Raw genomic sequence first — 24,667 nt, 5'->3', positions numbered from 1 at the left:
TACCACCATTACTGTACTGAAATTTATCAATAGGGCGATCGACCGATGATTGCTTCCGCTGTTCGTTCTTTGGGAGTTGTTCGTGCTGGAGAGGTCTTCTGTGTCAATGCCCAGTGCCAAGATTTCAAGCAGCGTGTTATCCATGATGGCAGTACGCTGTGCCGGCTACGCACGGATAAAGGTGTCTTCTTTTTTCTAAGTGAGCAGTTCGAGTACGGTCTACCTGAACAGGAGCTTCGGAAGGGAGGTCAACTGACAATTGGGGCACATCGTCTACGTGATGGCAGTGCCTGGCTCCACTGGTTCCAGCTCGCCAATGGCGAATCCTGGGAACCTGAGCGGCAGGACTTGCGTTGGCCATTGCTGGGTGTTGGGCTGATTCTTGCCCTGTCGATAGTGATTTTCATGATGCCAAGCGATAAACCGATGCTGATTATGGTCCAAACCTTCCTTGGTATCATTGGCACAGTCATTCTGCCATTTACATTAGTGGCGCTAGTCCTATGGCTACATCCGATAAAGTGGAAACTGCGGCGAGAGCTTGTCGCATTGAAGGCCGGAAAGCCAATCGTGTTGAGCGAAGGGCCGTCATGTTCAGAGGCTGACACACTACCGCTTGACGACGGTGTTTATGGTGGCGTCGGCTTGATCCAGGGGGTTGCCTCAGAGATAGGACTCTTTCGTATTGACGAGAATATCAGGCGCTATCAGCTGCGCTGTGCAGGAGAGACGTTCACACTGGCAGAATCGTCGGGAATGCTTGGCTCGAAGAGCTTTGTGTTTCGGCGCCAAGCACCACTATTTATCGGAGAGTCAGATCGTATCGTGTTGCTGACCATGGTCGACGATGGCGAGGTGCATGGCGTGCTCAACCTTACCGATGGTATTGCTCACGCGAATTATCATGGCAGCCCATACTCACCACAGACGCGTCGAGTTGCGTTTGGGGTAGTAGTAGGAATAGTGACATTCATGGCTCTGTGCCTGGGTGGTTTTACCCTTTATGACTGGCACTCTCGGGGGGTGGGGCCAGATTATTGGGACTGGGTGGAACTGGCTGAGATCAGTAGTTTTTTCATGATGATGTTTATGATGATGTTCAGTGGCATTGGTTTGATTATCTGGTATATCCAGCGGCACTCTTCAAGAAAGATCTCATTGCATGGGATACCGGTAGAAAAAGTGGTTGCCTTGGCGCTGCAGTGGCGTCTGCACAATGGGCGTTCCCCGGTTATTAACGAGTTTTCCTGAATGCTGCCTGAATGGATTCGCCCGTGGCTGTATGCCGCTTCATTATGCTATGGCGCTTTCGCCTTTGTCTGGTATCTGATGGTCGGTTATGCCCAGGCCTGGCATGTCGAGCCGGAACAGACGCTCTCGGTGAAACTCAAGGAGCCTGTTGAATGGAATACGCTTCAAGCCACGGCCACCAACGATGGAAGCCTGTTGAGTGTGGAGTCGAGAGGCCGCGATGGCGAAGTTGAAAAGTGTTCCAGTGCGGGAGGATGCCGTACTTCTTGCCTTGCACAGGGGGAAGTGGAAACCGGTTCGCACCTTCCCGTGTTCAATTGTCTTGTGGTACCGGAAACTGGTGGGCAAGTGCGCCATAGTGTTGCTCTTTTGGGGGAGATTGGCCGTCAAGGCTTGAGTTACCTGATGCGCACCAATGGCAATCAAGTGGAAGTGGTGGGGCGCTTGAAGGGCGAGGTTTCTGGGATGGGCTGCAATAAACAGGGACGCTGCTATCTGTTTGCCGAGCTCGCCAAGGTTTATAACCAAAGTGTTTTCGTCTCTGACGATAGCGGTGTGCACTGGCGGTTGGCTGCTCAAGACGTGCTTGATAGTGCCATTACTGTTGAAGTACTGCGAATCGATGGTGAGCGCATCTGGGCTGCTGATTCAGGATCACTCTATTTCTCGGAGGATGGTGGGAGTCACTGGAATGAGCTGGTCAATGCTCGTTCACTGTTGAGTGAGTCTCCGCTACGTGTACTGCTGCATAACGATTCACTGGTATTTTTTCATTGGAACATGGATGAAACCGGGCGGATTTACGCCATGGTGAGTGATCAGGGGCGTGGACCCCACTCCATAGTGATGTTTCAGTTTGATCAAACCGGCAAGGTCGTTGATGCTGGTGAACGCCCTGGTGAGCTGCGGGATCTCGTCAGTGGTCCAGATGGCAAGCTGTACGCTATTTACCGTGCAGAGGAACGTGAACGCTATACCTTATATCGCCTGTCCGCTGGTGAGTGGTTACCGATCAAGGCCAGTGGCCGTTCGCCACTGACCAACTTGCAGGGTAGTGACAAGCTACTGTTGATGGAGGCTGGGCGGGGAGATGGACAACACATGTTGTTCAGTCGAGACGCAGGTGAAACCTGGAAGGCAATCGAAGACCTGCCTTATTACGAGGATAAGCGGGTGTTTGATCCGGCAGGAGCCGGCATTCTGGAGTTCCGCTACCCGAACTCCGAAGATCATTACGGTTACCGCTGGCTTCGTCCATGAAGCGGTAGGGCTATCATCCTTTCTAGCTCTCTTTCGTCACCTTTCTCCCTTTCACCACCTTATTGCCATCCCTCCCCCGACATACCTCACCCCAACCCCCGCAGAGCATCCTCCAGTCCGTGCAGGTCACGGGTGGTCAGGGTATCGCTGGGGAAGGGGGAGGCGTGTGGGTCGGCGGTGACGCCTACGAAGCGGGCGCCATTGGAACGGGCGGCGCGGAAGTCGTTGTAGGAGTCGCCGATCATCACGGTCTGATGAGGGGCGTGGCGGCGGCGGGTCATCAGGTTGCGCAGGGCGGTGGCTTTGTCGGGTGGGGCGCCGATGACTTCGAGGAAATAGTGGGAGAGGTTGCGGCGTTGGGTGATGGAGGTCAGTTCGGCCTGAGGGGTGGCGGAAAGCAGGTAGATCGGCACTTGGCCTCGCCAGCGTTCGAGAAACTTCAAGGCACCTGAGATGGCGGGGGCCTGGAGCAGGCGCTGCTCGACACTTTGCTTGAAGCGTTCACATAGCTCGCGGATGCGCTTGTCTCCGGCATCTCGGTGCAGGATATGCGCCTCGATATGGCGGAACTTCACCTCGCGAGGTTGGCCGCCTCGACGGCTCAGGTAGGCTACCACCGCGCGGTATTTCTCTTCAGGCTCGTCGCGATAGAGGTCGGCGAAGGCCTGCCGTTTCAGGCTGGCGGAATCCAGCACCACACCATCGAAATCGAAGACCAGGGCATACTGGGTGAAGCCGGGGGCGTCACCGGTGCGCAGCGCGCTGATGTCCTGGTTCGTGCCAGGTCGAAAGCTGCCGTCGTTCACGGATCAGTTGTCCCCTGTTTTCTCGCGGCTCTGTTCTTGCAGTTCGGTTGTTGCAGCTCTGTTCTCTCAGCTCTGTTCTCTCAGCTCTGTTCTCGAAGTCTTGTTCTCTCAGTTCTGTGATTCGCGACACGCGGCCCTGGGGAAATGCAGGAATGGCAGTACCACAATGGAAAGTGCAAGGGGCCGCGTGTCTCTGGTCAGATCATCACATCATTGTCTCTTGAAACGTGCCAGCACCCAGCCCTTGAGTGGCGTGTTGCTGAGCAGTACCAGGATGGTCACGCTGCTGAGGATCAACGACAGCGGGTTGGTAAACAGCGACAGCAGGAACTGGCCACCCTGGTCACCCACTGATGACATGGCCTGGCGGTAGGACTCGTCGAGCATCGGCCCCAGGATGACGCCCAGGATGATAGGGCCCATCTGGAAGCCGAACACCTTGAGCCAGTAACCGAGAATACCGAAACCGAGCATCCAGTAGACATCCATCATGTTGCTGTTGATGGAGTAGGCGCCGACCACGCACAACACCACGATCAGCGGAATCAGAATGGCCTTGGGTACTTCGACGATCTTGGAGAAGATCTTGATCCCGGTCAGGCCGAAGATCAGCAGGAAGATGTTAGCCAGTGCCAGATTGCCGACGGTGAACCAGAAAATGTACGGCGTCTCGATCATTAGCATGGGGCCGGGGTTGAGACCATGAATGACCAGGGCACCGATGATCACTGCGGTGACCGCATCGCCGGGCATCCCGAGGGTCAGCATCGGCACATAGGCACCGCCCACCGCAGCATTGTTGGCGGTTTCCGGGGCCACCAGACCCTCATAGGCACCTTCACCAAAGGGACGGCTGGGATTTTTGACGCTGCGCTTGGCGTGGTCATAGGCGAATAGCGAGGCGATATCGCCGCCGGTACCGGGCAGGGCGCCCACGATTACCCCGATCAGTGACGCGCGCATCGATAGCGGCAGGAACTTCAAGATCATGTTCAGCGGCGGCACGATCTTGTCGACGTTCTGCTTGACCGGCACCTTGGCCAGGTTATGCAACTGGTACAGGGCTTCGGCGACACCGAACAGGCCGATCATCACTGCCACATAGGAGATGCCGCCCATCAATTCCATGCTGCCCAAGGTCAGGCGGGGCTGGGCCGTGACCGGGTCCATGCCGACCAGGCCGATGGTGGCACCGAGAGCAACGGCGAAGATGCCCCGGGCCAGGGACTTCCCGGACAGGGAACTGACCAGCAGCAGGCCGAGCACGGCAATCAGGAAGTAATCGCGCGGGGCGAACTGCAGCGACAGGTCGGAAAGATAGGGCGCGGTGCCGGCGAGTACCACGGTACCCATGATGCCGCCGATGACCGACATGACGGTAGAAAGGCCGATGGCCTTGCCGGCTTCTCCCCGTTGGGCCAGGGGATAGCCATCGAATGCTGTGGTGACCGCCGAGGGCGCGCCGGGAATGTTCAACAGAATGGCGGTGCGGGAGCCGCCGTAGACGCCGCCGACATAGATGCCGACCATCAGTGCCAGGGCGTTGTTGATGTCCCAGGAAAAGGTAAAGGAAATCAGGATCGATACCGCCATGGTCACGGAAAGACCCGGAATGGCACCGATATAGATACCGCCCAGCACGCCGAGGGCGGTCAGGCCGAGCAGGCTTGGATCGAGCCAGGCCATGAGCAGGTAGGAGAGTGTATCACTCATAGAATGCCTCGAATGTCAGGGCAGGTAGACACGGAATACCAGGGTGAACAGGGCATAGATCACCCCGGTCGCCAAGGCGGTGATGACCAAAGAACTGATGATCTTGCCCCGGCGCAGGAAGATGAACATGGCGGCCAGAAAGACAGCAGTGCTGAGGTAGAAGCTGAACCAGACGATAGCGGCCAGATAGAGAATGGCGGCAACGCTGAATACCACGATATAAGGCTTGAAGTGGTCGCGAATGAAGGCCCGGAATTCTTCAGCAGCATTGTGCAGATGTTCCGCGCGCCGCTTATAACGGTGGCTGAACAGGATGGCGAGAGAAGAAGCCAGCATCACCAGGCCCAGCCCTACCGGAAAGGACCCGGCGGAATTGAGCTTGAGTCCGCCATCGATGCGGAAGGCCTCGAACAGAATGCCGATGCTCAGCAGCAGCAGCAGCCAGTCAAATATCTTTTCACCGGGCTGGACACGCTCGATGTGCTTGCTCATCTAAAAGCTCCCAGGGGAGGCGTGGTGCCTCCCCCGTGGTGATCATGAGATATCGTTGAGAAACGTCGTCGTGAAAAGGCGTTATGGAAACGCTTATTCCGCAGCGGCTTCGGATTCGGCTTCGTCCTCAGCGGCCGCTTTAGTCTTGGCAGCGGCTGGGCGCGGAATCTCCAGTTCTTCAGGGGTAGCCTTGAGGCTATCTGGATCAGCGTCGTACATGGACCAAGCGGTGACGGACTGCCAGTTATCCAGGTATTGCTGGGCTTCATCACCATTCAGGTTGAGCGGCTCGGCGCCATAGTCACGCAGGAAGCGGGTGAACTCATCGCTGGCCACCGCCTGCTGGTAGGCATCCTGCAGTACGCCGACCACGTCTTGCGGGGTTTCCTTACGTACGAAAACGCCCCAGAACGGTCCCCATGGCAGGAAGTCCGCGATATCCGGCAGCGCCTCGGTGATCGGCGGCACGCCCGGCAGGGCATCGATTTCTTCCTTGGTCAGCACGGCGAGGCCTTTCATCTTGCCACCGCGAATCTGCTCGCCGGCCGCGGCCAGGCTCAAGGGCATGAAGTCGATATGATCGCCCATCATGGCGGTAATGCCGGGGCCGTCGCCGCCGAAGGTCACGGTGCGTACATCCAGTTCATCCACGGCGTTGATCATGGCATGAACCGTGCTCGGCAGGCCGCCAGCGCCGGTGCCACCCATGCGTAGCTCGCCGGGATGCTCGTGGGCATAGTCGAGCAGGTCAGAAAGGCTGTCGAACGGACTATCCGCCGGTGCAGCTATCACCACCAGGCCCTGGGCGATGATGTTGATCGGCTGCATGTCATCGTAGGAGAAGTCAGCCAGCCCCATCAGTTGGTAGAGCTCAGGGTTTTCTGCACCGAACAGCAGGTTGTAGCCGTCGGGGCGCTGGCGCATGACATGGTTCATGCCGATCACGCCGGTACCGCCCGGGCGGTTGGTCAAGACGATAGTGGTGCCCAGAATGTCTTCTACATAGGGTGTCAGGCTGCGCACGACGTTATCGGTTGCGCCGCCGGCTCCCCATTGGATGGTGCCCTGAATGTTGCGATCCGGGTATTCAGCAAAGGCGTTGCCAGCAAAGGCCAGAGTGCCGGCAGCGATGGCAATGGAGGTGACGAGAGGCTTGAACATGAAGTGTCCTCCGGGAGTTGTTGTTCTGGCGGTGGCCAAGACAGAAAAAGGGTGTGCAACAAGGGTGATCAGGTTGTGTTCGCTGTTCGAACGACATGTTCTTATAGCGAACACTAGAATCTGGTTCCAAAAGTGTCAACGATGCGGTCCGCTATCTTATACCAATGTTTAATCCCTCAGCGCAGGCTGGGCTCGAATGTCTCCTCTGCGAGTCACCAGGCCGGCTCTCCTGATCGGTTCTCCATTCTGTTATTCCAGAGTGTCCTTCTGGTGGAGAACGTGACCGAGAAATGGCGATGGCCTGACGGACAAAGATAATCTGACAGATCAATAGTAGCTGGCACACAAGGTGTGCTCTTTCAGGCTGGATTCTCTTTCATACTCTCTGTACAGGCCTTTGTACTTTTTTGCCATGAGTGATTGGCCATGCGTGGCTGAACACGTCTTCTACTTTGTTCGTATTGCGTTTCAATAGGTCGCAATGCGAACATTGGAACCATGTTCTAGAATTAGACAGTGCTTGATGAAGCGTTCGGGACCATATTTTCTACTCTGTAGGGTCCGATACAGCACTGTTCGACACTGTACTGTTTGTTCGACACAGCATGATGGGCTAGGGAGCCTGGAGGATGACAATGCGTGCCATTGCCACGGTATGCCTGAGCGGCGACCTGAGAACCAAGCTGGAAGCCATCGCCCGTGCAGGCTTCGAAGGGGTGGAAATCTTCGAGAACGATCTGCTGTCCTTCGATGGCTCGCCTGAGGAAGTCCGCCAATTGTGTGAGCGGCTGGGGCTGACGATTGTCGCCTTTCAGCCGTTTCGCGATTTCGAAGGCATGCCAGAGCCCGGTCGCAGTCGTAACCTGCAGCGGGCCGAACGCAAGTTCGATGTGATGGAACAGCTGGGAACCGACTTCCTGCTGGTATGCAGCAATGTCTCCCCCCAGGCCAGTGATGACATGGATCAGGCAGTGGCTGATCTGCGCGAGCTGGCCGAGCGGGCGGCCAAGCGCAATATTCGCATTGGCTTCGAGGCATTGGCCTGGGGGCGCCACATCGCCGATTACCGTGATGCCTGGGAAGTCGTGCGGCGAGCCGATCATCCCCATCTGGGGCTGGTGCTCGACAGCTTTCATATCCTGTCACGCAATAGCGACCTGTCGGCAATTGGCCGGATTCCCAAGGACAAGATCTTCTTTGTCCAGTTGGCGGATGCCCCGCTGCTGGACATGGATGTATTGCAGTGGAGCCGTCACTTCCGCTGCTTCCCCGGGCAGGGGCGAATGCCGCTCAAGGCGTTCATGACCGAGCTGGCCAAGACCGGTTATGACGGTCCGTTGTCGCTGGAGATCTTCAGTGATGCCTTCCGCGCGGCACCGACCGAGATCACCGCACTGGATGGGCTGCGTTCCCTGATCCTGCTGGAAAGCCTGGTGGAGGGAGCTCCCTGGTCGAAGACGCTGCCTGCCACTCCCAATTACCGTGGCGTGCATTTCATTGAGTTCACGCTCGATGAAGATAGCGCCGCTCCCCTGGGGGAGTTCATCGATGCGCTGGGCTTTCGCCATGTCGGTCGCCATCGCTCCAAGAATGTCGAACTGTGGAAGCAGGGCGATATTCACCTGGTGCTCAACTTCGAGACCGACAGCTTCGCCCACACCTTCCGGCTACTGCACGGTACTTCCGTGTGTGCGGTAGGGTTTCGGGTCGATGATGTGGCCCAGGCTCTGGAGCGGGCTCGTGCCTTCAAGGCTCCTCAGTTCCGCGGCCATGTTGGCGAAGGCGAGATGGAGATTCCTGCCTTGCGAGGCATCGAAGGCAGTCTGGTCTATCTGGTGGACGATAATGCCGCCTCCGACCTGCAATGGCGCACTGACTTTGAGCTGTTCGATCAGGAAAGTCGTGATGAGGCCGGTCTGGTGTGCATCGATCATCTGTCCTATGTGCTGCCAGCGACTCAACTGCTGAGCTGGAAACTGTTCCACCATACGGTGTTCGGTTTTGGCGCGGCGAGTGAGCATGAAATGGTCGATCCGCACGGCATGATGGTCAGCCAGGCGGTGATCAGCCCGGATCGCAGCATCCGCCTGCCGCTTACCGTGTCCCAGGTGCAGGAAACCCAGCCCGGACGTTTCCTCAGTGAGTTTCGCGGAGGCGTGCAGCAGATCGCCTTTGCCAGCCGTGACATCTTTGCCAGCGTGGATGAATTCCAAGCCCGCGGGCTGCCACTGCTGAAGATTCCACAGAACTACTACGACGACCTGGAAGCTCGCTTCGATCTCGATGCCGAGCTACTGGACGCGATGCGCTCGCGCAACATTCTTTTCGACCGCAATGACGAGGGTGATTTTTTCCACGCCTATACCGAGACCTTCCTCGGGCGCTTCTTCTTCGAGATCGTCGAGCGCCGCGGCCATTACCAGCAGTTCGGCGAGGCCAATGCCGGCATTCGCCTGGCGGCGCAGGCAGCCAGGCGCGAGGCTTCGTGAAGTGATGATTCGTGAAGTGATGATTCGTATCGCGGTGAACAGAAAAACGATGATCAAAAAAACGACGAACAGCAGGAGATCAGGATGAAGCTTGGTTTGATCGGCAAGGCCATCATGAATTCCAGTTCGCCGGACCTGCATGTCAGGCTTGGCCAACTGACCGGTATTCCTGCCACCTATGATCTTTTCGATGCCAACGAGCAGCCCATCGAAACGCTGGAAAGCCAGGTGCGCAAGGTCATCGCGGAGGGCTATCGTGGGGTCAATGTCACTTTTCCTTGGAAGGAAGACGCGGTAACGCTGGCGACCCGGCCCTCCCAGGGAGCCAGCATGGTCGGTTCTGCCAACACCCTGGTGTTCGAGCAAGGCGAGATCATTGCCGAAAATACCGACTTCACCGGCTTCATGAGCGGCTTTCGTGCGACCCTGGGCGAGCGTCGACCGGGTCGGGTGCTGCAACTGGGCACCGGCGGCGTGGGCAAGGCAGTTGCCTTTGGCCTGGCCAGCCTGGGCGCAACGGAAATCGTTCTGATGGATCTCGATGACAGCAAGTCGCAGCGGCTGGCCGATGAACTTGGTGCCCATGGCTTCAAGGCCTCGATCATTCATGCGGAGCAGGTCGCCGAGGTGGTGCCCGAGTGCGATGGGTTGGTCAACTGCACCCCCATCGGTCATGAAAAGAGCCCCGGCTGCCCGCTGCCCAGGGAACTGGTCACTGCGAAGCATTGGATATTCGATGCGGTCTATGTGCCGGCCGTCACCGAATTCGTTGCTGCCGCCCAGGTTGCCGGTGCCGCCATCATGAGTGGTGTCAGCCTGTTCGTGTTCCAGGGCGTCGATGCCTTCAAGCTGTTCTGTGAAGATCAGGACAAGCGCTCCGCTGCCGACGCTCAGGCTGCTACTCTGTTCGCTCACTATCGTCGTGAACTGCTGAAGGAGAAAGACGCATGAGTCAGGGCAAGGTGCTGGTACTGCATGGACCCAATCTCAATCTGCTGGGCACCCGCCAGCCGGAAATCTATGGCTACGAGACCCTGGATGACGTCAACAACGCGCTGCGTGAGAAGGCAGTACAGGCGGACTGGGACATCGACTGCCTGCAGAGCAACCATGAAGGCGTGCTGATCGATGCCATTCACGCGGCTCGTCTGGACGGCACCGGTGCCATCATCATCAATCCAGCCGCCTATACCCATACTTCGGTGGCCATTCTCGATGCGCTCAACGCCTTCGAGGGTACGGTCTACGAAGTGCATATTTCCAACGTGCACCAGCGCGAGAGCTTCCGTCACCATTCCTATGTGTCGTTGCGCGCCAATGGCGTGATTGCTGGTCTGGGAACGCAAGGATATCAGGCAGCCCTGGATGCGTTGATCAAGGCCAAGGCGGCTTCATCCCGGTAATCCTCTGGAGGCAAGATGTCAGAACGTTCTTCTCCATTACGTATTGGTGTGATGGGGGCCGGTGTCATCGGCCGTGAGCATGTCGCTCTGGTCAATGCCTCGCCCAACACCCGCCTGGTAGCGATTGCCGATGTCACCGAGGCTGGCAGGGAGTTTGCGCTACAGCAAGGGGTGCCGTGTCATGCCGACTACTATGAGATGCTCGATAGTGGTGGGCTGGATGCCGTCATTGTGGCCCTGCCCAATGCGTTGCACCTGGAAGCGGGTCTGGCCTGTATCGACCGTGGCCTGCCGACGCTGATGGAGAAGCCGATCGCCGATACGCTTGGCTCCGGAGTGGCGCTGGCCGAGGCCAGTGAAAGAGCCGGCGTGCCGGTGCTGGTCGGTCATCATCGTCGTCATAGCCCGGATATGGTGGAAGCTCGGCGAGCGATTCAAGCCGGTGAGCTGGGCCCCTTGGTAGCGCTCAATGGCATGTGGCTGTGTCGCAAGCATGATGACTATTTCGACCAGGCCTGGCGCCGCGAGGCCGGGGGTGGCCCGATCCTGATCAACCTGATTCATGAAATCGATATCCTGCGCTATCTGTGCGGTGAGATCGAAAGCGTCCAGGCTGTCACTTCCAACCAGGCTCGTGGCTTTGACGTGGAAGACAGCTTCGCTGTGGTCATGGCTTTCGAGAATGGTGCCGTCGGCAGCTTCGTCGGGAGTGACGCAGTGCCTTCCCCCTTCATGTGGGACGTGGCCTCCGGGCAATCACCCAACTTCCCGCATTATCCCAGTGACTGCTATGTCATCGGTGGCCAGAAGGGCAGCCTGAGCGTGCCCGGCATGTCGCTCTGGCAACACTCCGAAGGCGCAGACTGGCGCGGCGAACTGGTGCAGAAACGCATGCAGCCACCGCGCACCCGCTGCTACACCGAGCAGCTCGAACACTTCGTGGCCGTGGCTCGCGGTGAGGCAAGGCCGGTGATCGATGCTCGCGAAGGTGTCATGACCCTGGCCGCCACCCTGGCAGTGGAAAAGGCCGCCAGGGAAGGGCGCAGAGTGGCGGTGAAGGAGATGTTGTAGGGTGTAGGGGGGCCTGTCCTGGGTTTATGTACCCCCGGTGCTTATGCATCCCCGGTGCGGGCCACCACGACTCTGGCTTTCTCCAATGCTCGCTGCGCTCGCTCTAGCGCGCTGACACCTTGCTGGCGCAAGGCCTCGGTGGGAATTTCCAGGCTCAGTGGCAGGCTGCGTGGCAGGGTGTTCAGCAGACGTCTCAGGTCGATATCGCCATCTCCGGGAAAGCAGCGTTGCTGGCGTGCTTCGAACAGGATCTGCTCCATGCTGTCAGGGATCGCGCCGACGACATCACATAGCTGCATATAACGCAGCCATTCATCAGGTGTCTGGCGCAAGTCATCGAGCTGGCTGGCCGAACGGTTGAAGTGGAAGGCATCGACCAGCAAGCAGGCGTTGTCGTGACCGGCGTTCCGGGCGCTAGCAACGATGCGCCGGGCCTGGGCCAGGTCTTTGACCCCCGTCCAGGGCATGAACTCCAGATGCGGATGCAGCCCGAGAGGCCGGGCGATGTCACATAGCGCGGCGAAATGGTCGCTCATGCGCGCTTCATCGTCATCGTTGCCCGCCACCAGCACTTCGCTGGCGCCAAGCTCTGCGCCTATCTCCAGAATATGCTGAAAATCCTGCTCGACCCGGGTATCGGGCTTGAGTCGCAGAATCTCGATATCCAGCACCTTGATGTCGGTTTCGCTGAGGCGCTGTCGGGTACGTCTGAGCAGTCCAGCATCACTGGCCAGAGGGAAGTGGTGTTCTTCAGCTGTCGCTGGTATCAGGCGCAGGCCGACGGCGTCATAACCCGCCTGGGCGGCCACTTCGATCATATCCGGCGGAGACAGCTCCAGCACGGTCAGAGCGGCCAGGGAAAACTGTCGTGGTGAATGGGACGGGTTAGCGGCAGTCATGGGCATCTTCAGTGCGGGTGGCTAAGGTCTGGCGAATGGCATGCAAGGCTGCGATATGGCCGAAGGTCATGGCTGGGCCGAGGTTGATGCCTCCTGCGGGGTAATAGCCCCCCATGATGCTGGCCATGTCCGTGCCCGCGGCATACAGGCCGGTAATGGGGGCTGCCTGTGCATCGAGCACCTGGGCGTGTTCATTGGTCTTGAGGCCAGCAAAAGTGCCAAAGCTGCCAGGCACCACCTTGATGGCATAAAAGGGACCTTCGTCCAGTGCCGCCACGCATGGGTTGGGGCCATGCTTGGGGTCACCGTTCTTGCGGTTATAAGGGGTGCTGCCTCGGCCGAACTGCGGGTCTTCGCCCTGTACCGCGTGGCGGTTGTATTCGGCCACGGTGGCTTCCAGGCCATCGGGGTCGATGGCGCAGGCGGCAGCCAGTTCGCGCAGGCTGTTGCCTGCCTTGAGATAACCTTTCTTGATCCAGTGCTTGAAGGGCACAGGCGCCGGCCGGGTGATGCCGATGCCATAGCGGCGCTGGAAGCGGTGTGTACAGATCAGCCACGAGCACACTTCCTCACCTTCCGGCACTGCCTTGATCATGGCGTCGACATAGTCGTAATAGCCACCCGCTTCATTGACGAAGCGTTTGCCGTTGCTGAGTACCGCGATGATGCCGGGTTTGGCGCGGTCGATGATGTGCGGAAAGTGACCGATACGTTCTTGCTGTCTGCCCCTGCCATGAATCTTGTCTTGAGCCGATGACTTCCAGGGCACCAGCGAAACGGGGGCCCAGGCGACCGCTGAGTAAAGATCGTCCGCGACCTGGCCACCAGCCGACTCGCCCAGGCGCAGGCCGTCGCCAGTGGTCGAGGGGGGCGGCAAGGGCCAGTGTTCCTTGCCGCTTGGCGTGCGTGGAAACAGCGCTCGACGGCGTTCGATATCCCAGGGAAAACCACCGGCGGCGAGGATGACACCACAGCGGGCATGCAGTGTCTGTTCGCCTTCCGGGCTGTCGATCACCACGCCGCTGACCTTGGCGCCGTTGTGGTGATCCTCCTTGAGCAGACGTATGGCGGGGGAGTTGACGCGCATGTCCACGCCAAGCTCCTCCGCGGACTTGGCCAGGCGGCCAACCAGGGCCACCCCATTGACCAGTTGCATGGCGCGTCCGTAGCGAGCCAGATCGTAGAGATGACGGGTGAAACGCTTGCTGACATGCCACAACGATGTGGCCGAGCGCATGCAGGTGAGAAAGGCCTTCAGGTCCGCTCCCGCCTGGATGGGCATGCCGAGGAATGCTGTCTCCGGCATGGTGTGGCGCAGCTTGTTCAGCGTTTCCCGGGATAGCTCGCGGCCATCGAAGGGGGCGGCAATGACCGAACGGCCGCCGGTTCCGGCGCCCGGTGTGTTGCCGTGAATATCGGCGATGGCATTGCCGCCGGCAAACTTGAGAGCCGTCTTGTGGTGGAAGAACTCCACCATGCGCGGGGCATATTCGAGGAAGGCATCAATACGGGCTGGATCGTAGCGTTCCCCCAGCTCATGACGCAGATAGGTGCGTATGGTGGCGGCATCCTCGTGAATGCCTGCATCACGCGCCAGGAAGTTGCGTGGCACCCACATCCATCCCCCGGACCAGGCCGTGGCACCGCCCAGGGTGCTGGCCTTTTCCACCACCACGACCTTGAGCCCATGATAGGCGGCGGTAACTGCGGCGGAGAGGCCTGCAGCCCCGGAGCCGATGATGACCAGGTCGAAGTGATGCTGAGTGTCAGGCATGGAAGATCTCATTAACAGGCTAAGCAACAAATCTAGAACAAGGTTCCAGTATTTGCAATAAGCCCATATGTGTAGTCATCCCTGACAGAGGGCTGGTGTCAGACCAACATCAGGGATGACTGGAGAAAGGCGTATCAGTCTGGCAGCAGGCCGTAGTGGTGCATCAGCCAGATCGCGGCACTCAGCGTGAAGAAGGCGCTCAGCGTACCGACCATCAGGGCGGCTGCGCCGACTTCTGCCATGCCGTAGCGGCGGCCGAGCAAGGGATAGACACTGATCATGGGACTGCAGGCGAACAGCAGGGCGCCGGCAATCCACACTGGATCCACCGGAGGCTGCAGCATGAACAGCAGGAGCACAGCCAGAGGGTGCAGCAGCAGCTTGCCGATAACGATCTGACCGACATCGTTGACCATGCCGCCGACCTTGAGCCCATAGAGCGTGCCGCCAATGACGAACAGCGCCGCAGGGCCGGAAGCATTGGCCAGCATGTCGATGACCTGAACCAGAGGGCCGGGTAGCGAGATTTCCGATGTGGCCAGTGCCAGGCCAACGGCCAGGCCGATCAGGATGGGGTTGCGCACCAGGCGCACGCAGGTCTTGCGGGCCACGGTCAAAATGCTTGCGCCACTCTGGCGACCGGCTTCGGCGAGGATCAGGGCGGCAGGAATGATGAGCAGGTTTTCGACCACCATGTTCAGTGCCAGAAAGATGGCGGCAGGCGAGGCGCCAAGTACGGTGGCCGCCAGCGGATAGCCGATGAAGCCACTGTTGGAGGCCGACATGCCAAGGGACAGCAGGGCGCTTTCGCTGAGCGACTTGCGGCGCAGTGTCAGTGAAACCACCAGGGCCAGGCTGAAGACCAGCAATGAACCCAGCCCATAAGCCAGTAGATAGCTGGGTTGGATGACGTCGCTGAGAGGGTTCTGGGTCAGTGCTCGAATCACCAGCGCCGGCAGGGCGAAATAGAGTACGAAGGTGCCAATGCCCTGAATCTGCTCTCGGTTGAGCAGGCGACTGGCCATGGCCAGGTATCCGGCGCCGATGATCAGGAAGATCGGCGCGGTGATGGCGACGATATCGAGCATGAAGGCCTCAGGTGAACAGGCGTGATGTCGGTGTGGCCTGGGAAATTTCTGCCGCGGCATTCATGAGCTCCGGGCCAAGTTCCTCTACCCGGGCTGCATCCAGGCGTACGCTGGGACCCGCGATACTCAGTACGCCCTGCGGATGTCCGTCTCGTGGATGGCGAATCAACGCCGCCATGGCCGCGGTGCCAGGGCCCATGATGTCCTGAGCCCAGCTATAGCCGCGCTGGCGAGCCTGACTCAGATGCTCGAAGACCTCTTGCTTGCTGCGTGGCGCATTGGGTCCCACGGGATGATCGGTTTCCAGGCCCTGGGCATCGAGCATGGCCTCGGCGTCCGCGTCACTGAGCGCGGCCAGCCAGGCGTGGCCACTGGCGGTACAGAACAGCGGGGCTTCCTTGCCCATGTCCGGATCGTAGACCAGTCCGCTGCGCGCGCCCTGGGCCTTGGCGATCCAGGTCAGGCGAGGACCTTCAATGACCGACAGACGTACCAGCTCACCGCTTCTCTGGGCCAGTTGATCGAGCACCGGTTGCACGATATCGGGAGCGCCCGTGCTGGAGAGATAGCGCAAGCCCAGCCCGACCAGCTTGGTAGTGAGCTTGTAGCGCTGACTGATCGGGTCCTGGCGCACATGCCCCAGGCGAATCAGTTCATTGCAGATGCGGTGAGCCGCGCTCTTGGGGATGTCCAAGCGTTCGGCGACCACCAGCAATGGCAGGCCATCGGCATCGGTGGAAAGGGCTTCGAGTACCCTGAGGGTGCGTTCGATCAGGCTGCCGGCCATGGTGATGTCTCGCTATACGGAATATGTGACTGAACAGAATATGTGAGCAGTGATTTGAACTTGTCGATCCTTGAACTACACACTATTTTAGAATTCTGTTCAAAAAATGCATCCTGACGTCATTGCGAGAGGCTCATGCTCAACTGATCGAGGCGCGAATTTCACGACCTTTCTCGAGCAGCAGGGGCAGATAGTCCTTCACCAGGGTGTCGAAGCTCACGCGGGCAGCATTGGTACTGATGTTGATGGCGCCAAGCAGTTTGCCATTGGCATCGAAAGCCGGGATGGCCACGGAGCGCAGGCCGGGGTCGAGTTCCTGGTCGGCAATGGCATAACCCTGCTGGCGCACCTTGAGCAGGCATTGCTTGAGCTGGGCCGGATCAGTGATGCTCTTGTCCGTATGGTGTTCCAGCTGGACCCGCTGGAGATAGGCGTCGAGCTGATCATCGGGCAGTTGGGCGAGCAGCACACGGCCCATGGAGGTGTGGGCCGCTGGCAGACGGGTTCCCACGGAAAGGGTGATGGCCATCAAGCGGTGCGGGGCAGAGGAACGTGCCACGTAGATGACATCGTCGCCATCCAGTGCACCCAGGGATGACGATTCTCCGCACTGGGCGGTGATGTCCTCCAGCACCTGCTGGATCACGCTACGATAACCGTTGGCGGAAAGGAACGAGTAGCCAAGCTGGAGGACCCGGGGTGCCAGCTCAAAGTAGCGCTGCTGTTTGCGTACGTAACCCAGGGCATGCAGAGTGAGCAGGAAGCGTCGGGCCCGGGCACGGTTCATGCCGGTACGGCTGGCGACTTCACTCAGGGTCATGCGGGGATGCTCATTGTCGAAGGTCAGGATGACTTCCAGGCCACTGGCCAGGGCCGTTACGAAATCCCTGTCGTCGGGGCTGAGCGTCTCTTGCTCTGATGTCATCGTCGTTCCATCTCATGATGTAGAAGTGAGTTTTCCTCATAAATCTAGCACAGTGTTCGAATTGCGAACACTTGTGCGACAATCGGTCTTTCGTCTTATCCCGCCGGAGCCAACGATATGTCAGCAGCGTTACTGCAACACCCTTTCATGAGTCAGCATGCCGTGAGCGAGAGCAACGCCCAGGCCATGATCAGGGCCATGCTGGCATTTGAACTGGCGCTGGCCGATGTGCAGCAAGCCCGTGGTGCCGTACCGGAAGGTGTCAGCCAGCAACTGCGCCAGGTGCTCGAAGCCCATGACTTTGATGCCGAGGCCATTGCCGCAGGCATTGCCACGGGAGGCAATGCAGCCATTCCCTTCGTCAAGCAGGCACGTGGTGCACTGCCCGCCGATATCAAGCGCTACTTTCACCAGGGAGCAACAAGCCAGGATGTCGTCGACAGCGCCTTGATGTTGCTGGTCAAGCCACGCTTGAGCGCGGTGGATCAACTGCTGCTGCGCTGCCGTGCTGCGGCCATCGAGCTGATGCGTGACCACGAACAGACGGTCATGGTAGGGCGCACACTGATGCAGCAGGCCTTGCCGATCACCTTTGGGGTCAAGGTGGCGCATTGGGCCATCGGGCTGGAACAAGCGCGTCGACGCCTGGCAGCAGTAGAGCTACCCGTGCAGTTTGGTGGTGCCGTAGGGGTGCATTCCGGTTGGGATGAGCAAGGGCTGGCATTCATGGATGCCCTCGCCGAGCGACTGGAATTGGATACTGCCGTGTTGCCCTGGCATACCGACCGCCAGCCCATCCACGCGCTGGGCACTGCCATTGATGCGGTAGCCGGTGCAGCGGAAAAGCTGGCCCTGGATGTCGCTCTGCTGACGCAGACGGAAATCGGGGAGGTCGCAGAACCATCGGCGCCAGGCATGGGCGAATCGTCTTCCATGCCGCACAAGCGTAACCCGGTGCGCTGTGCGCTGATCCGTGGCGCTGCCCGCCAGGTTCATGGCCAGGCCAGCGTGCTGCTCAATGCCGTGGCTCAGCCGCTTGAACGTGGTCTGGGGGAGTGGCATGCCGAATGGGCTCCCTTGATCGACAGCCTGCTGCTGCTGGAAGGGGCCCTGGAGCAGACCGTGGTGCTACTCGAAGGATTGGAAGTCAACCCCGCCGCCATGCAGCGCAACCTGGCCGTGACGGGAGGCGGCATCATGGCGGAGCCGGTATCCCGGATACTGACACCTGCCCTGGGAGTGGACGCTGCCAAGCGCATCAGTGCTGAAGCTGCCGAAAGCGCCCGCTTGAGCGGTAAGTCCTATGCCGACGTGCTGGCGAGTCATCCCGAGGTGTTGGGCAAGGTCGATCATCAGGCATTGTTGCAGGCTACGGATCCTGCCGGGTATGTGGGCACGAGTAGGGAGCAGGTACGGCGTGCCATGGAGTGGTTGATGGGAAACGCTGCATAAATGTCTGCGCAGCTCAATCACTGCGTTACTCTGTGCTCGGAATCCTCACCTATACCCCATAGGCTCCGGTTCCTGTGCTCCGGGCGCCTTGCGTTTGAGCATGCTCGTCGATTTTTGCAGCGTTTCCTAAGTTCTGCTGTTTAGTATCTACTTTTCATTCTGTCCTTTCTCAAAAAATCATACTTTGGTCTAAAAAAGCGGCGTCGAAAGACGCCGCTTTTTTTATCGCTGGTCTTTCTCAATGGCGCGATTTTTCCGGCTTTTTCTTGCGGTTCCCACGCTTGCGGCTCGGTTGAGGCAACCGTATTGGATGTTTGACGACATCCTGCTTCAGGAATATTGTGTTCGTATTGCAATACATAAGTTCGTTATACGAACAAGATGTGTGAACAAATTGCAGAGAGCACTTTGATACAAGCACGTTGATACAAGCACGTTGATACGAACAAGAACGCTGGGACTCCCGGGGAGTGCTGGCGGTCACAACCTGAGGAGCAGTCATGGCCGAATTTCTCAGCCTGCATGACGCTGTAGCACGCTATGTCGAGGATGGCGCTACCGTTGCCATGGAAGGCTTTACCCACCTGATTCCTTTCGCTGCGGGTCATGAAGTCATTCGTCAGGGCAAGCGTGATCTGACACTCATCCGCATGACGCCGGACCTGGTCTATGACCAGATGATCGGTGCCGGTTGCGTCAAGAAGGTGATCTTTTCCTGGGGAGGAAACCCTGGTGTCGGGTCCCTGCATCGCTTGCGTGATGCCGTAGAGAAGGGCTGGCCGAACAAGATCGAGATTCTCGAGCACAGTCATGCCGCCATGGCCTGCGCCTTCGAGGCGGGTGCTGCCGGCCTGCCCTTGGCCGTGCTGCGTGGCTACGTGGGCAGTGAGCTGCCCAACGTCAATGACCAGATCAAGTTCATCGAGTGCCCCTTCACCGGTGAGCGGCTGGCGGCAGTGCCTTCTGTGCGTCCGGATGTCTCCATTGTGCATGCCCAGAAGGCCGATCGTGCTGGCAATGTGCTGGTCGAAGGCATCATCGGGGTGCAGAAGGAAGCCATACTGGCCGCCAGAAAATCCATCGTCACCGTGGAAGAGATTGTCGAGGACCTGACCAAGGAGCCGGGCTATCACCCCAATGCCTGCATCATTCCGGGATGGGCCATCGACGCCGTCGCCGTGGCGGAAAAGGGTTCTCTGCCCTCGTATGCCCATGGCTACTATCCGCGCGATAACGCTTTCTACAAGGAGTGGGATGGCATCGCCCGTGACCGCGAAGCCTTCACCAAGTGGATTGAAGAAAATGTCATGAACGCAGGGGAGAAAGCCTGATGAGCCTCGAATATACCTCCGCGGAGATGATGACCGTCACCGCTGCCCGGGCGCTTAAGAATGGCATGGCTTGTTTCGTGGGCATCGGCCTGCCCAGTGAAGCCGCCAACCTGGCTCGCCTGACCCATGCTCCGCAGGTCACCCTGATCTATGAATCTGGCACGTTGCAGACTAAGCCTGATGTGTTGCCGCTTTCGATTGGTGATGGCGAGCTGTGTGAATCGGCCCTGACCACGGTATCCGTACCGGAGATGTTCCGTTATTGGCTGCAGGGCGGAAAGGTCGATGTGGGCTTTCTCGGCACAGCCCAGATCGACCGCTACTGCAACCTGAACACGACGTTGATCGGCGACTATCAAGCGCCCAAGGTGCGCTTGCCTGGGGGCGGCGGTGCTCCTGAGATTGCCACCAATGCCGGCGAAGTGTTCATCACCCTGAAGCATTCCCCACGCGCCTTCGTCAAGGATGTGGACTTCATCACTACCCTGGGCTTTGGGCGTGATGGCAAGGGACGTGACAACGTGCCCAATATCGGCCAGGGCCCGACCCGCGTGATCACCGACCTTTGCGTGATGAAGCCGGATCCTGACGATCACGAACTGACCGTGGTCTCCCTGCACCCGGGAGTGACCCGCGAGCAGGTCCAGGAAGCGACCGGCTGGGAAATTCGCTTTGCGGCTGAACTGGAGACAACGCCAGAGCCCAGCGAACGTGAGCTGGAAGTATTACGTGAACTGAAGGCACGCACTGCGCGCGCTCATGCAGGCAAATAGGGAGAATTGAACATGACGGATGTCTACCTTTGTCATCCGCGCCGCAGTGCCATCGGCCGCTTCGGCGGCACCCTGGCCAGCGTGCGCCCCGATGATCTGGCGGCCGATATCTTCAAGGCGGTGCTGGCTGAAGCGCCGGAGCTCGATCCGGCTGCCATCGAGGAAGTCTTCATGGGCTGTGCCAACCAGGCCGGTGAAGACAATCGTAATGTCGCGCGCATGTCAGCCTTGCTGGCAGGGATTCCGACCTCGGTACCCGGCACTACCATGAATCGCCTGTGTGGTTCTGGCATGGATGCGGTCGGTACGGCCTTCCGGGCGATCAAGGCTGGAGAAATGGACCTGGCCCTGGCGGGTGGTGTGGAGTCCATGTCGCGTGCTCCCTACGTGATGGGCAAGGCGGATAGCGCGTTCTCGCGTGGGCAGAAGATCGAAGACACGACGATTGGCTGGCGGTTCATCAATCCGGCGATGAAGAAGGCCTACGGGGTGGACTCCATGCCCGAGACCGCCGAGAACGTGGCCCAGCAGTTCAATATCTCGCGCCAGGATCAGGACGCCTTTGCCGCCCGCTCCCAGGACAAGGCAGACAAGGCCCAGCAGGCTGGCCGTTTTGCCGAAGAGATCGTGGCCATCGAGGTTCCGCGCCGCAAGCAGGATCCCCTGATCTTCGATACTGACGAGCACCCGCGCCCGGGTACCAGTGCCGAAAAGCTGGCCAAGTTGCCGGCACCTTTTGCCAGTGAGAATGGCAGTGTCACTGCGGGTAATGCCTCTGGGGTCAATGATGGCGCCGCGGCCATGCTGGTGGCCAGCGAAGCCGCGGTGCGCCAGCATGGGCTCAAGCCCATGGCCAGGATTCTTGGCATGGCTACGGCAGGGGTCGAGCCGCGCATCATGGGGTACGGACCAGTACCCGCGGTGCGCCGCCTGCTCGAACGTACCGGCGTCGGCCTGGACGAGATCGATGTCATCGAACTCAATGAGGCCTTTGCGGCTCAGGCCCTGGCCTGCATGCGGGATCTTGGCCTCGCCGACAATGACCCCCGGGTCAATCCCAATGGTGGCGCAATTGCACTGGGGCATCCGCTGGGCATGTCCGGGGCGCGTTTGCTGATGACCGCAGCACACGAGCTGCAGAAAACCGGCAAGCGTTATGCACTGTGCACCATGTGTGTCGGTGTCGGGCAGGGCATCGCCACCTTGATCGAGCGAGCCTGAGCGAGACGCCCTTGTCATCGCTGACAGGGCAACTACCCAGCAAGGCCTTCGGCCTTGCTGGGTGGTTTTTATATAAGGCGGCGGAAAATAAGCCTTTCGATTTATAAACAAAACAGATTTATAAACAAAACAAGGGGCGGTTGGCTTATGGATGCAGCAATCAACTTGTCGGTACGCTTTGTTCAGCGTTATCTGCCCAGTGCCTTTGTGCTGGCGGTGATACTGACTTTCATTGTGTTTGTGCTGGGTATCACCACGACGGGTACATCGCCGCTGGACATGGCGTCCTATTGGGGCAAGGGGTTTTCTTCGCTGTTCACCTTCGGCATGCAGATGACACTGGTGCTGCTGACAGGCTATGTGCTGGCGTTGACTCCCCTGGTTCAGGGCTGGCTGAACAGTCTGACTCAGAGAGCCAGCACTCCGCGCCAGGCATTGGTTCTGACCATTGTCGTCAGCTTCGTATGCTATTACCTCAACTGGGCCTTCGGCATGGTGGTAGGCGCCATTCTTGCCCGCGAGATGGGGCGCAGGGTCATAGGCCTGCACTTTCCTTTTATCGTTGCTGCCGCTTATGGTGGCGAGCTGATTCGTGGACCTTCGTCATCGATTCCGCTGGTCATCGCGACACCGGAGCATTTCCTTGAAGATGCCATCGGCATCGTGCCAGTGACCGAGACGCTCTACGCCTGGTGGAACGTTGCGTTGACGGCGTCTCTGCTGGTCTTGCTGCTGGTCTTCTACCTGCTGCAGAAACAGCCGAAGAACATCATCCAGTTCAAGGGCAGTGCAGAGAAACCCTTGTCTGGACAGGCAAGTCATGACGACCGGCCAATGACTCCTTCCGATCGCGTCGAGCACAGCCGCCTGCCGACCCTGTTTCTCGGCTTGCTGATCGCAGCGTTTCTTGGTGGTCAGTGGCTCGAAGGCAGTTTCAGCATCAACCTCAACACGGTGATTCTGATCTTCCTGGCGCTGGGTCTTCTGCTGCACAAGAATCCTGCGCAATACCTTCAGGCTGTCGAGCGTGCCATCGGTGCGGCACGAGGCATCATCGTGCAGTTTCCGCTGTATGCCGGTATCGCTGGCATGATGACCAACTCGGGCATGGTCACGGCATTTTCGGAGGCCATCATTTCAGTGGCCACGCCAGCCACTTTCCCGCTGCTGACGTTCTTCTCCGCGGGACTGGTCAACTTCTTCATCCCTTCTGGCGGCGGCCAGTGGGCGATTCAGGGACCTATCATGATGGAGGCGGCGGCAGCCATTGGCGCTGACCCGGCCCAGACGATCATGGCGTTTACCTGGGGGGATGGCTGGACCAACCAGATTCAGCCGTTCTGGGCGCTACCCTTGCTTGGCGTTGCTGGCCTCGCGGCCCGCGACATCATGGGCTACTGCCTGGTGTGGCTATTGATTTCAGGGGTGGCGATTGCCGGGACTTTTGTTGCGCTTTCGGTTTTTGGATAACACGCGGTTCTTGGATAACACGCAGTTCTTGAATAAACGCCAGTTCTTGGAAAACACACGATAGTTGAATCATTCGTCATAGGAAACGGAGAAAATCATGGCATTTGTGACGATCAATGGTCGTAACGTGGCCTATCGCCTGCTCGGCGCTGCAGCCAATCCTCTGGTGGTGATGGCTCATCCGCTGGGAATGAGCCAGGCCGTATGGGATGACGTACTCCCCGCACTGTTGCCGCGTTATCGTGTGCTGACCTGGGACCTGCCTGGGCATGGTGTCAGTCAGGCCTGGCCGGATCAGGCGGGCCCCATTACGCCAGCGGTCCTTGCCGATGACGTGCTGGCCCTGGTGGATCAGGTGGCCGGAGGTGGGAGTTTCCACTTCGTCGGTACTTCCATCGGTGGCGTGGTAGGGCAGCAACTGGTGGCGGAACATGGCGGACGTCTGCTCTCTGCCACCTTGACCAACACTGGCGCGGTGATCGGTACCAGTGAGCTGTGGACGACGCGTGCCGGGCGGGTGCGTACGGAAGGCCTGGGTGCGATGTCCAGTGAGATTGTACCGCGCTGGTTTGCCGCTGCCTGTTTCGAGGCCAATCCGGCACTCAAGACCGGCTGGATGACGCAGATGGGGCTTGGCGATGATGAGTCCTATGCCCGTCTTTGCGAAATGCTGGGTAGCCACTCTTTTGTTGGCAAGCTGGCAACTGCCAGTGAACAAGTGAAGGTGCATCTCTTTGGTGGCAGCGAAGACCTGGCGACACCGCCGGAGGCGCTGGAAACGCTGTCTGCCGAGTGTGCTGGAGCCGCGGTGGAAATTCTTGAAGGTGTCGGCCATGTGCCTTCCGTCGAAGTGCCTGCGCTGTTTGCCGAGAAGCTGCTGGCGATCCTGTCCCCAGCGCTGGAAGACGTCGGCCAGCATGGCGTGAGTTATGACACCGGGCTGGAAACACGCAAGCAGGTGCTGGGTGCCGAGCATGTGGAGCGTGCCAGCCACAACGCCACCAGCCTGGATGCACCGTTCCAGCAGATGATCACCCGCCTGGCCTGGGGGGAGCTGTGGAGCAACGATGACATCAGCCGTCGCGAACGCAGTATGATCACCACCGCGATTCTGGCGGCCCTGGGGCGGGAAGAGCTGGAACTTCATCTCAAGACGGCCAAGCGCATCGGCCTGAGTGAGGCAGAACTGCGTCAGGTATTGATGCATGTCGCCATCTATGCCGGAGTCCCCGCTGCCAACCATGCCTTTGCCCTGGCCAAGAAACTGGGTTGGTAAAAGAAGAAACTGGGTCGGTAAAAGA

The 24,667-nt window shown here is 59.1% G+C and carries 21 protein-coding genes; 12 read left to right on the top strand and 9 right to left on the bottom strand.

The window, feature by feature from the left end:
- Positions 1–45: 45 nt before the first annotated feature.
- Positions 46–1,251, top strand: a complete 1,206-nt coding sequence (locus E4T21_RS16440) for a hypothetical protein (protein WP_149286076.1) — start codon at positions 46–48, stop codon at positions 1,249–1,251.
- On the top strand, positions 1,252–2,511 hold the full coding sequence (locus tag E4T21_RS16435; RefSeq protein ID WP_149286075.1) for a WD40/YVTN/BNR-like repeat-containing protein: 1,260 nt from the start codon (positions 1,252–1,254) through the stop codon (positions 2,509–2,511).
- An 86-nt stretch (positions 2,512–2,597) separates the two neighbouring features.
- Here E4T21_RS16435 and E4T21_RS16430 read toward each other — a convergent pair whose 3' ends face one another.
- The 4 genes from E4T21_RS16430 to E4T21_RS16415 all read right to left on the bottom strand — a co-directional run bounded on the left by E4T21_RS16430 (position 2,598) and on the right by E4T21_RS16415 (position 6,683).
- A complete protein-coding gene (locus tag E4T21_RS16430) occupies positions 2,598–3,317 on the bottom strand; it encodes an HAD family hydrolase (protein ID WP_240349187.1) in 720 nt (239 codons plus the stop codon).
- 210 nt (positions 3,318–3,527) lie between these two features.
- On the bottom strand, positions 3,528–5,030 hold the full coding sequence (locus E4T21_RS16425; protein WP_149286074.1) for a tripartite tricarboxylate transporter permease: 1,503 nt from the start codon (positions 5,028–5,030) through the stop codon (positions 3,528–3,530).
- Positions 5,031–5,045: 15 nt separating this feature from the next.
- A complete protein-coding gene (locus E4T21_RS16420) occupies positions 5,046–5,522 on the bottom strand; it encodes a tripartite tricarboxylate transporter TctB family protein (protein ID WP_149286073.1) in 477 nt (158 codons plus the stop codon).
- A gap of 93 nt (positions 5,523–5,615) precedes the next feature.
- Complete coding sequence (locus E4T21_RS16415) at positions 5,616–6,683, bottom strand: tripartite tricarboxylate transporter substrate binding protein (protein WP_149286072.1); 1,068 nt, start codon at positions 6,681–6,683, stop codon at positions 5,616–5,618.
- 629 nt (positions 6,684–7,312) lie between these two features.
- Between E4T21_RS16415 and E4T21_RS16410 the strand changes: the two genes are divergently transcribed.
- From E4T21_RS16410 to E4T21_RS16395, 4 genes are all read left to right on the top strand, one after another.
- A complete protein-coding gene (locus E4T21_RS16410; protein WP_187775026.1) occupies positions 7,313–9,172 on the top strand; it encodes a bifunctional sugar phosphate isomerase/epimerase/4-hydroxyphenylpyruvate dioxygenase family protein in 1,860 nt (619 codons plus the stop codon).
- Between the two features lie 84 nt (positions 9,173–9,256).
- Positions 9,257–10,123, top strand: coding sequence for a shikimate dehydrogenase family protein (locus E4T21_RS16405; RefSeq protein WP_149286071.1), 867 nt, complete (start codon positions 9,257–9,259; stop codon positions 10,121–10,123).
- Positions 10,120–10,575, top strand: coding sequence for a type II 3-dehydroquinate dehydratase (aroQ, locus tag E4T21_RS16400; protein ID WP_149286070.1), 456 nt, complete (start codon positions 10,120–10,122; stop codon positions 10,573–10,575). Before E4T21_RS16405 ends, aroQ begins: the two co-directional genes overlap by 4 nt.
- A 15-nt stretch (positions 10,576–10,590) precedes the next feature.
- Entirely contained in the window at positions 10,591–11,646 is a 1,056-nt protein-coding gene (locus E4T21_RS16395; RefSeq protein WP_149286069.1) for a Gfo/Idh/MocA family protein, read from the top strand.
- Positions 11,647–11,687: 41 nt separating this feature from the next.
- Here E4T21_RS16395 and E4T21_RS16390 read toward each other — a convergent pair whose 3' ends face one another.
- The 5 genes from E4T21_RS16390 to E4T21_RS16370 form a co-directional block, all read right to left on the bottom strand.
- Positions 11,688–12,545, bottom strand: coding sequence for a sugar phosphate isomerase/epimerase family protein (locus E4T21_RS16390; RefSeq protein WP_205423404.1), 858 nt, complete (start codon positions 12,543–12,545; stop codon positions 11,688–11,690).
- Positions 12,532–14,319, bottom strand: a complete 1,788-nt coding sequence (locus tag E4T21_RS16385; RefSeq protein ID WP_149286067.1) for an FAD-dependent oxidoreductase — start codon at positions 14,317–14,319, stop codon at positions 12,532–12,534. The genes E4T21_RS16390 and E4T21_RS16385 overlap by 14 nt, the downstream gene beginning before the upstream one ends.
- 134 nt (positions 14,320–14,453) lie before the next feature.
- On the bottom strand, positions 14,454–15,407 hold the full coding sequence (locus E4T21_RS16380) for an AEC family transporter (RefSeq protein WP_149286066.1): 954 nt from the start codon (positions 15,405–15,407) through the stop codon (positions 14,454–14,456).
- A gap of 7 nt (positions 15,408–15,414) precedes the next feature.
- On the bottom strand, positions 15,415–16,194 hold the full coding sequence (locus tag E4T21_RS16375; RefSeq protein WP_149286065.1) for an IclR family transcriptional regulator: 780 nt from the start codon (positions 16,192–16,194) through the stop codon (positions 15,415–15,417).
- A 139-nt stretch (positions 16,195–16,333) separates the two neighbouring features.
- Positions 16,334–17,119, bottom strand: a complete 786-nt coding sequence (locus E4T21_RS16370; RefSeq protein ID WP_149286064.1) for an IclR family transcriptional regulator domain-containing protein — start codon at positions 17,117–17,119, stop codon at positions 16,334–16,336.
- Positions 17,120–17,236: 117 nt separating this feature from the next.
- Here E4T21_RS16370 and E4T21_RS16365 point away from each other — a divergent pair, with 117 nt between their 5' ends.
- The 6 genes from E4T21_RS16365 (at position 17,237) to E4T21_RS16340 (ending at position 24,642) form a co-directional block, all read left to right on the top strand.
- Positions 17,237–18,571: a class-II fumarase/aspartase family protein gene (locus E4T21_RS16365; protein ID WP_149286063.1), complete on the top strand. Its 1,335-nt coding sequence runs from the start codon at positions 17,237–17,239 to the stop codon at positions 18,569–18,571.
- A gap of 500 nt (positions 18,572–19,071) precedes the next feature.
- A complete protein-coding gene (locus tag E4T21_RS16360; protein WP_149286062.1) occupies positions 19,072–19,902 on the top strand; it encodes a CoA transferase subunit A in 831 nt (276 codons plus the stop codon).
- Entirely contained in the window at positions 19,902–20,675 is a 774-nt protein-coding gene (locus tag E4T21_RS16355; protein WP_149286061.1) for a CoA-transferase subunit beta, read from the top strand. The genes E4T21_RS16360 and E4T21_RS16355 overlap by 1 nt, the downstream gene beginning before the upstream one ends.
- A gap of 12 nt (positions 20,676–20,687) precedes the next feature.
- The gene (pcaF, locus tag E4T21_RS16350; RefSeq protein WP_149286060.1) at positions 20,688–21,896 is read left to right on the top strand and encodes a 3-oxoadipyl-CoA thiolase; all 1,209 of its coding nucleotides are present in this window, start codon (positions 20,688–20,690) and stop codon (positions 21,894–21,896) included.
- 147 nt (positions 21,897–22,043) lie between these two features.
- Positions 22,044–23,366: a short-chain fatty acid transporter gene (locus E4T21_RS16345; RefSeq protein WP_149286059.1), complete on the top strand. Its 1,323-nt coding sequence runs from the start codon at positions 22,044–22,046 to the stop codon at positions 23,364–23,366.
- Positions 23,367–23,463: 97 nt separating this feature from the next.
- Positions 23,464–24,642, top strand: a complete 1,179-nt coding sequence (locus E4T21_RS16340; RefSeq protein ID WP_149286058.1) for an alpha/beta fold hydrolase — start codon at positions 23,464–23,466, stop codon at positions 24,640–24,642.
- The last annotated feature ends 25 nt before the right edge of the window (positions 24,643–24,667 follow it).

Origin of the sequence: Halomonas binhaiensis (assembly GCF_008329985.2) — a bacterium.
Classification (GTDB): domain Bacteria; phylum Pseudomonadota; class Gammaproteobacteria; order Pseudomonadales; family Halomonadaceae; genus Halomonas; species Halomonas binhaiensis.
The sequence above is the reverse complement of the archived record's forward strand: the minus strand, read 5'-3'. Positions and strand labels throughout refer to the sequence as shown.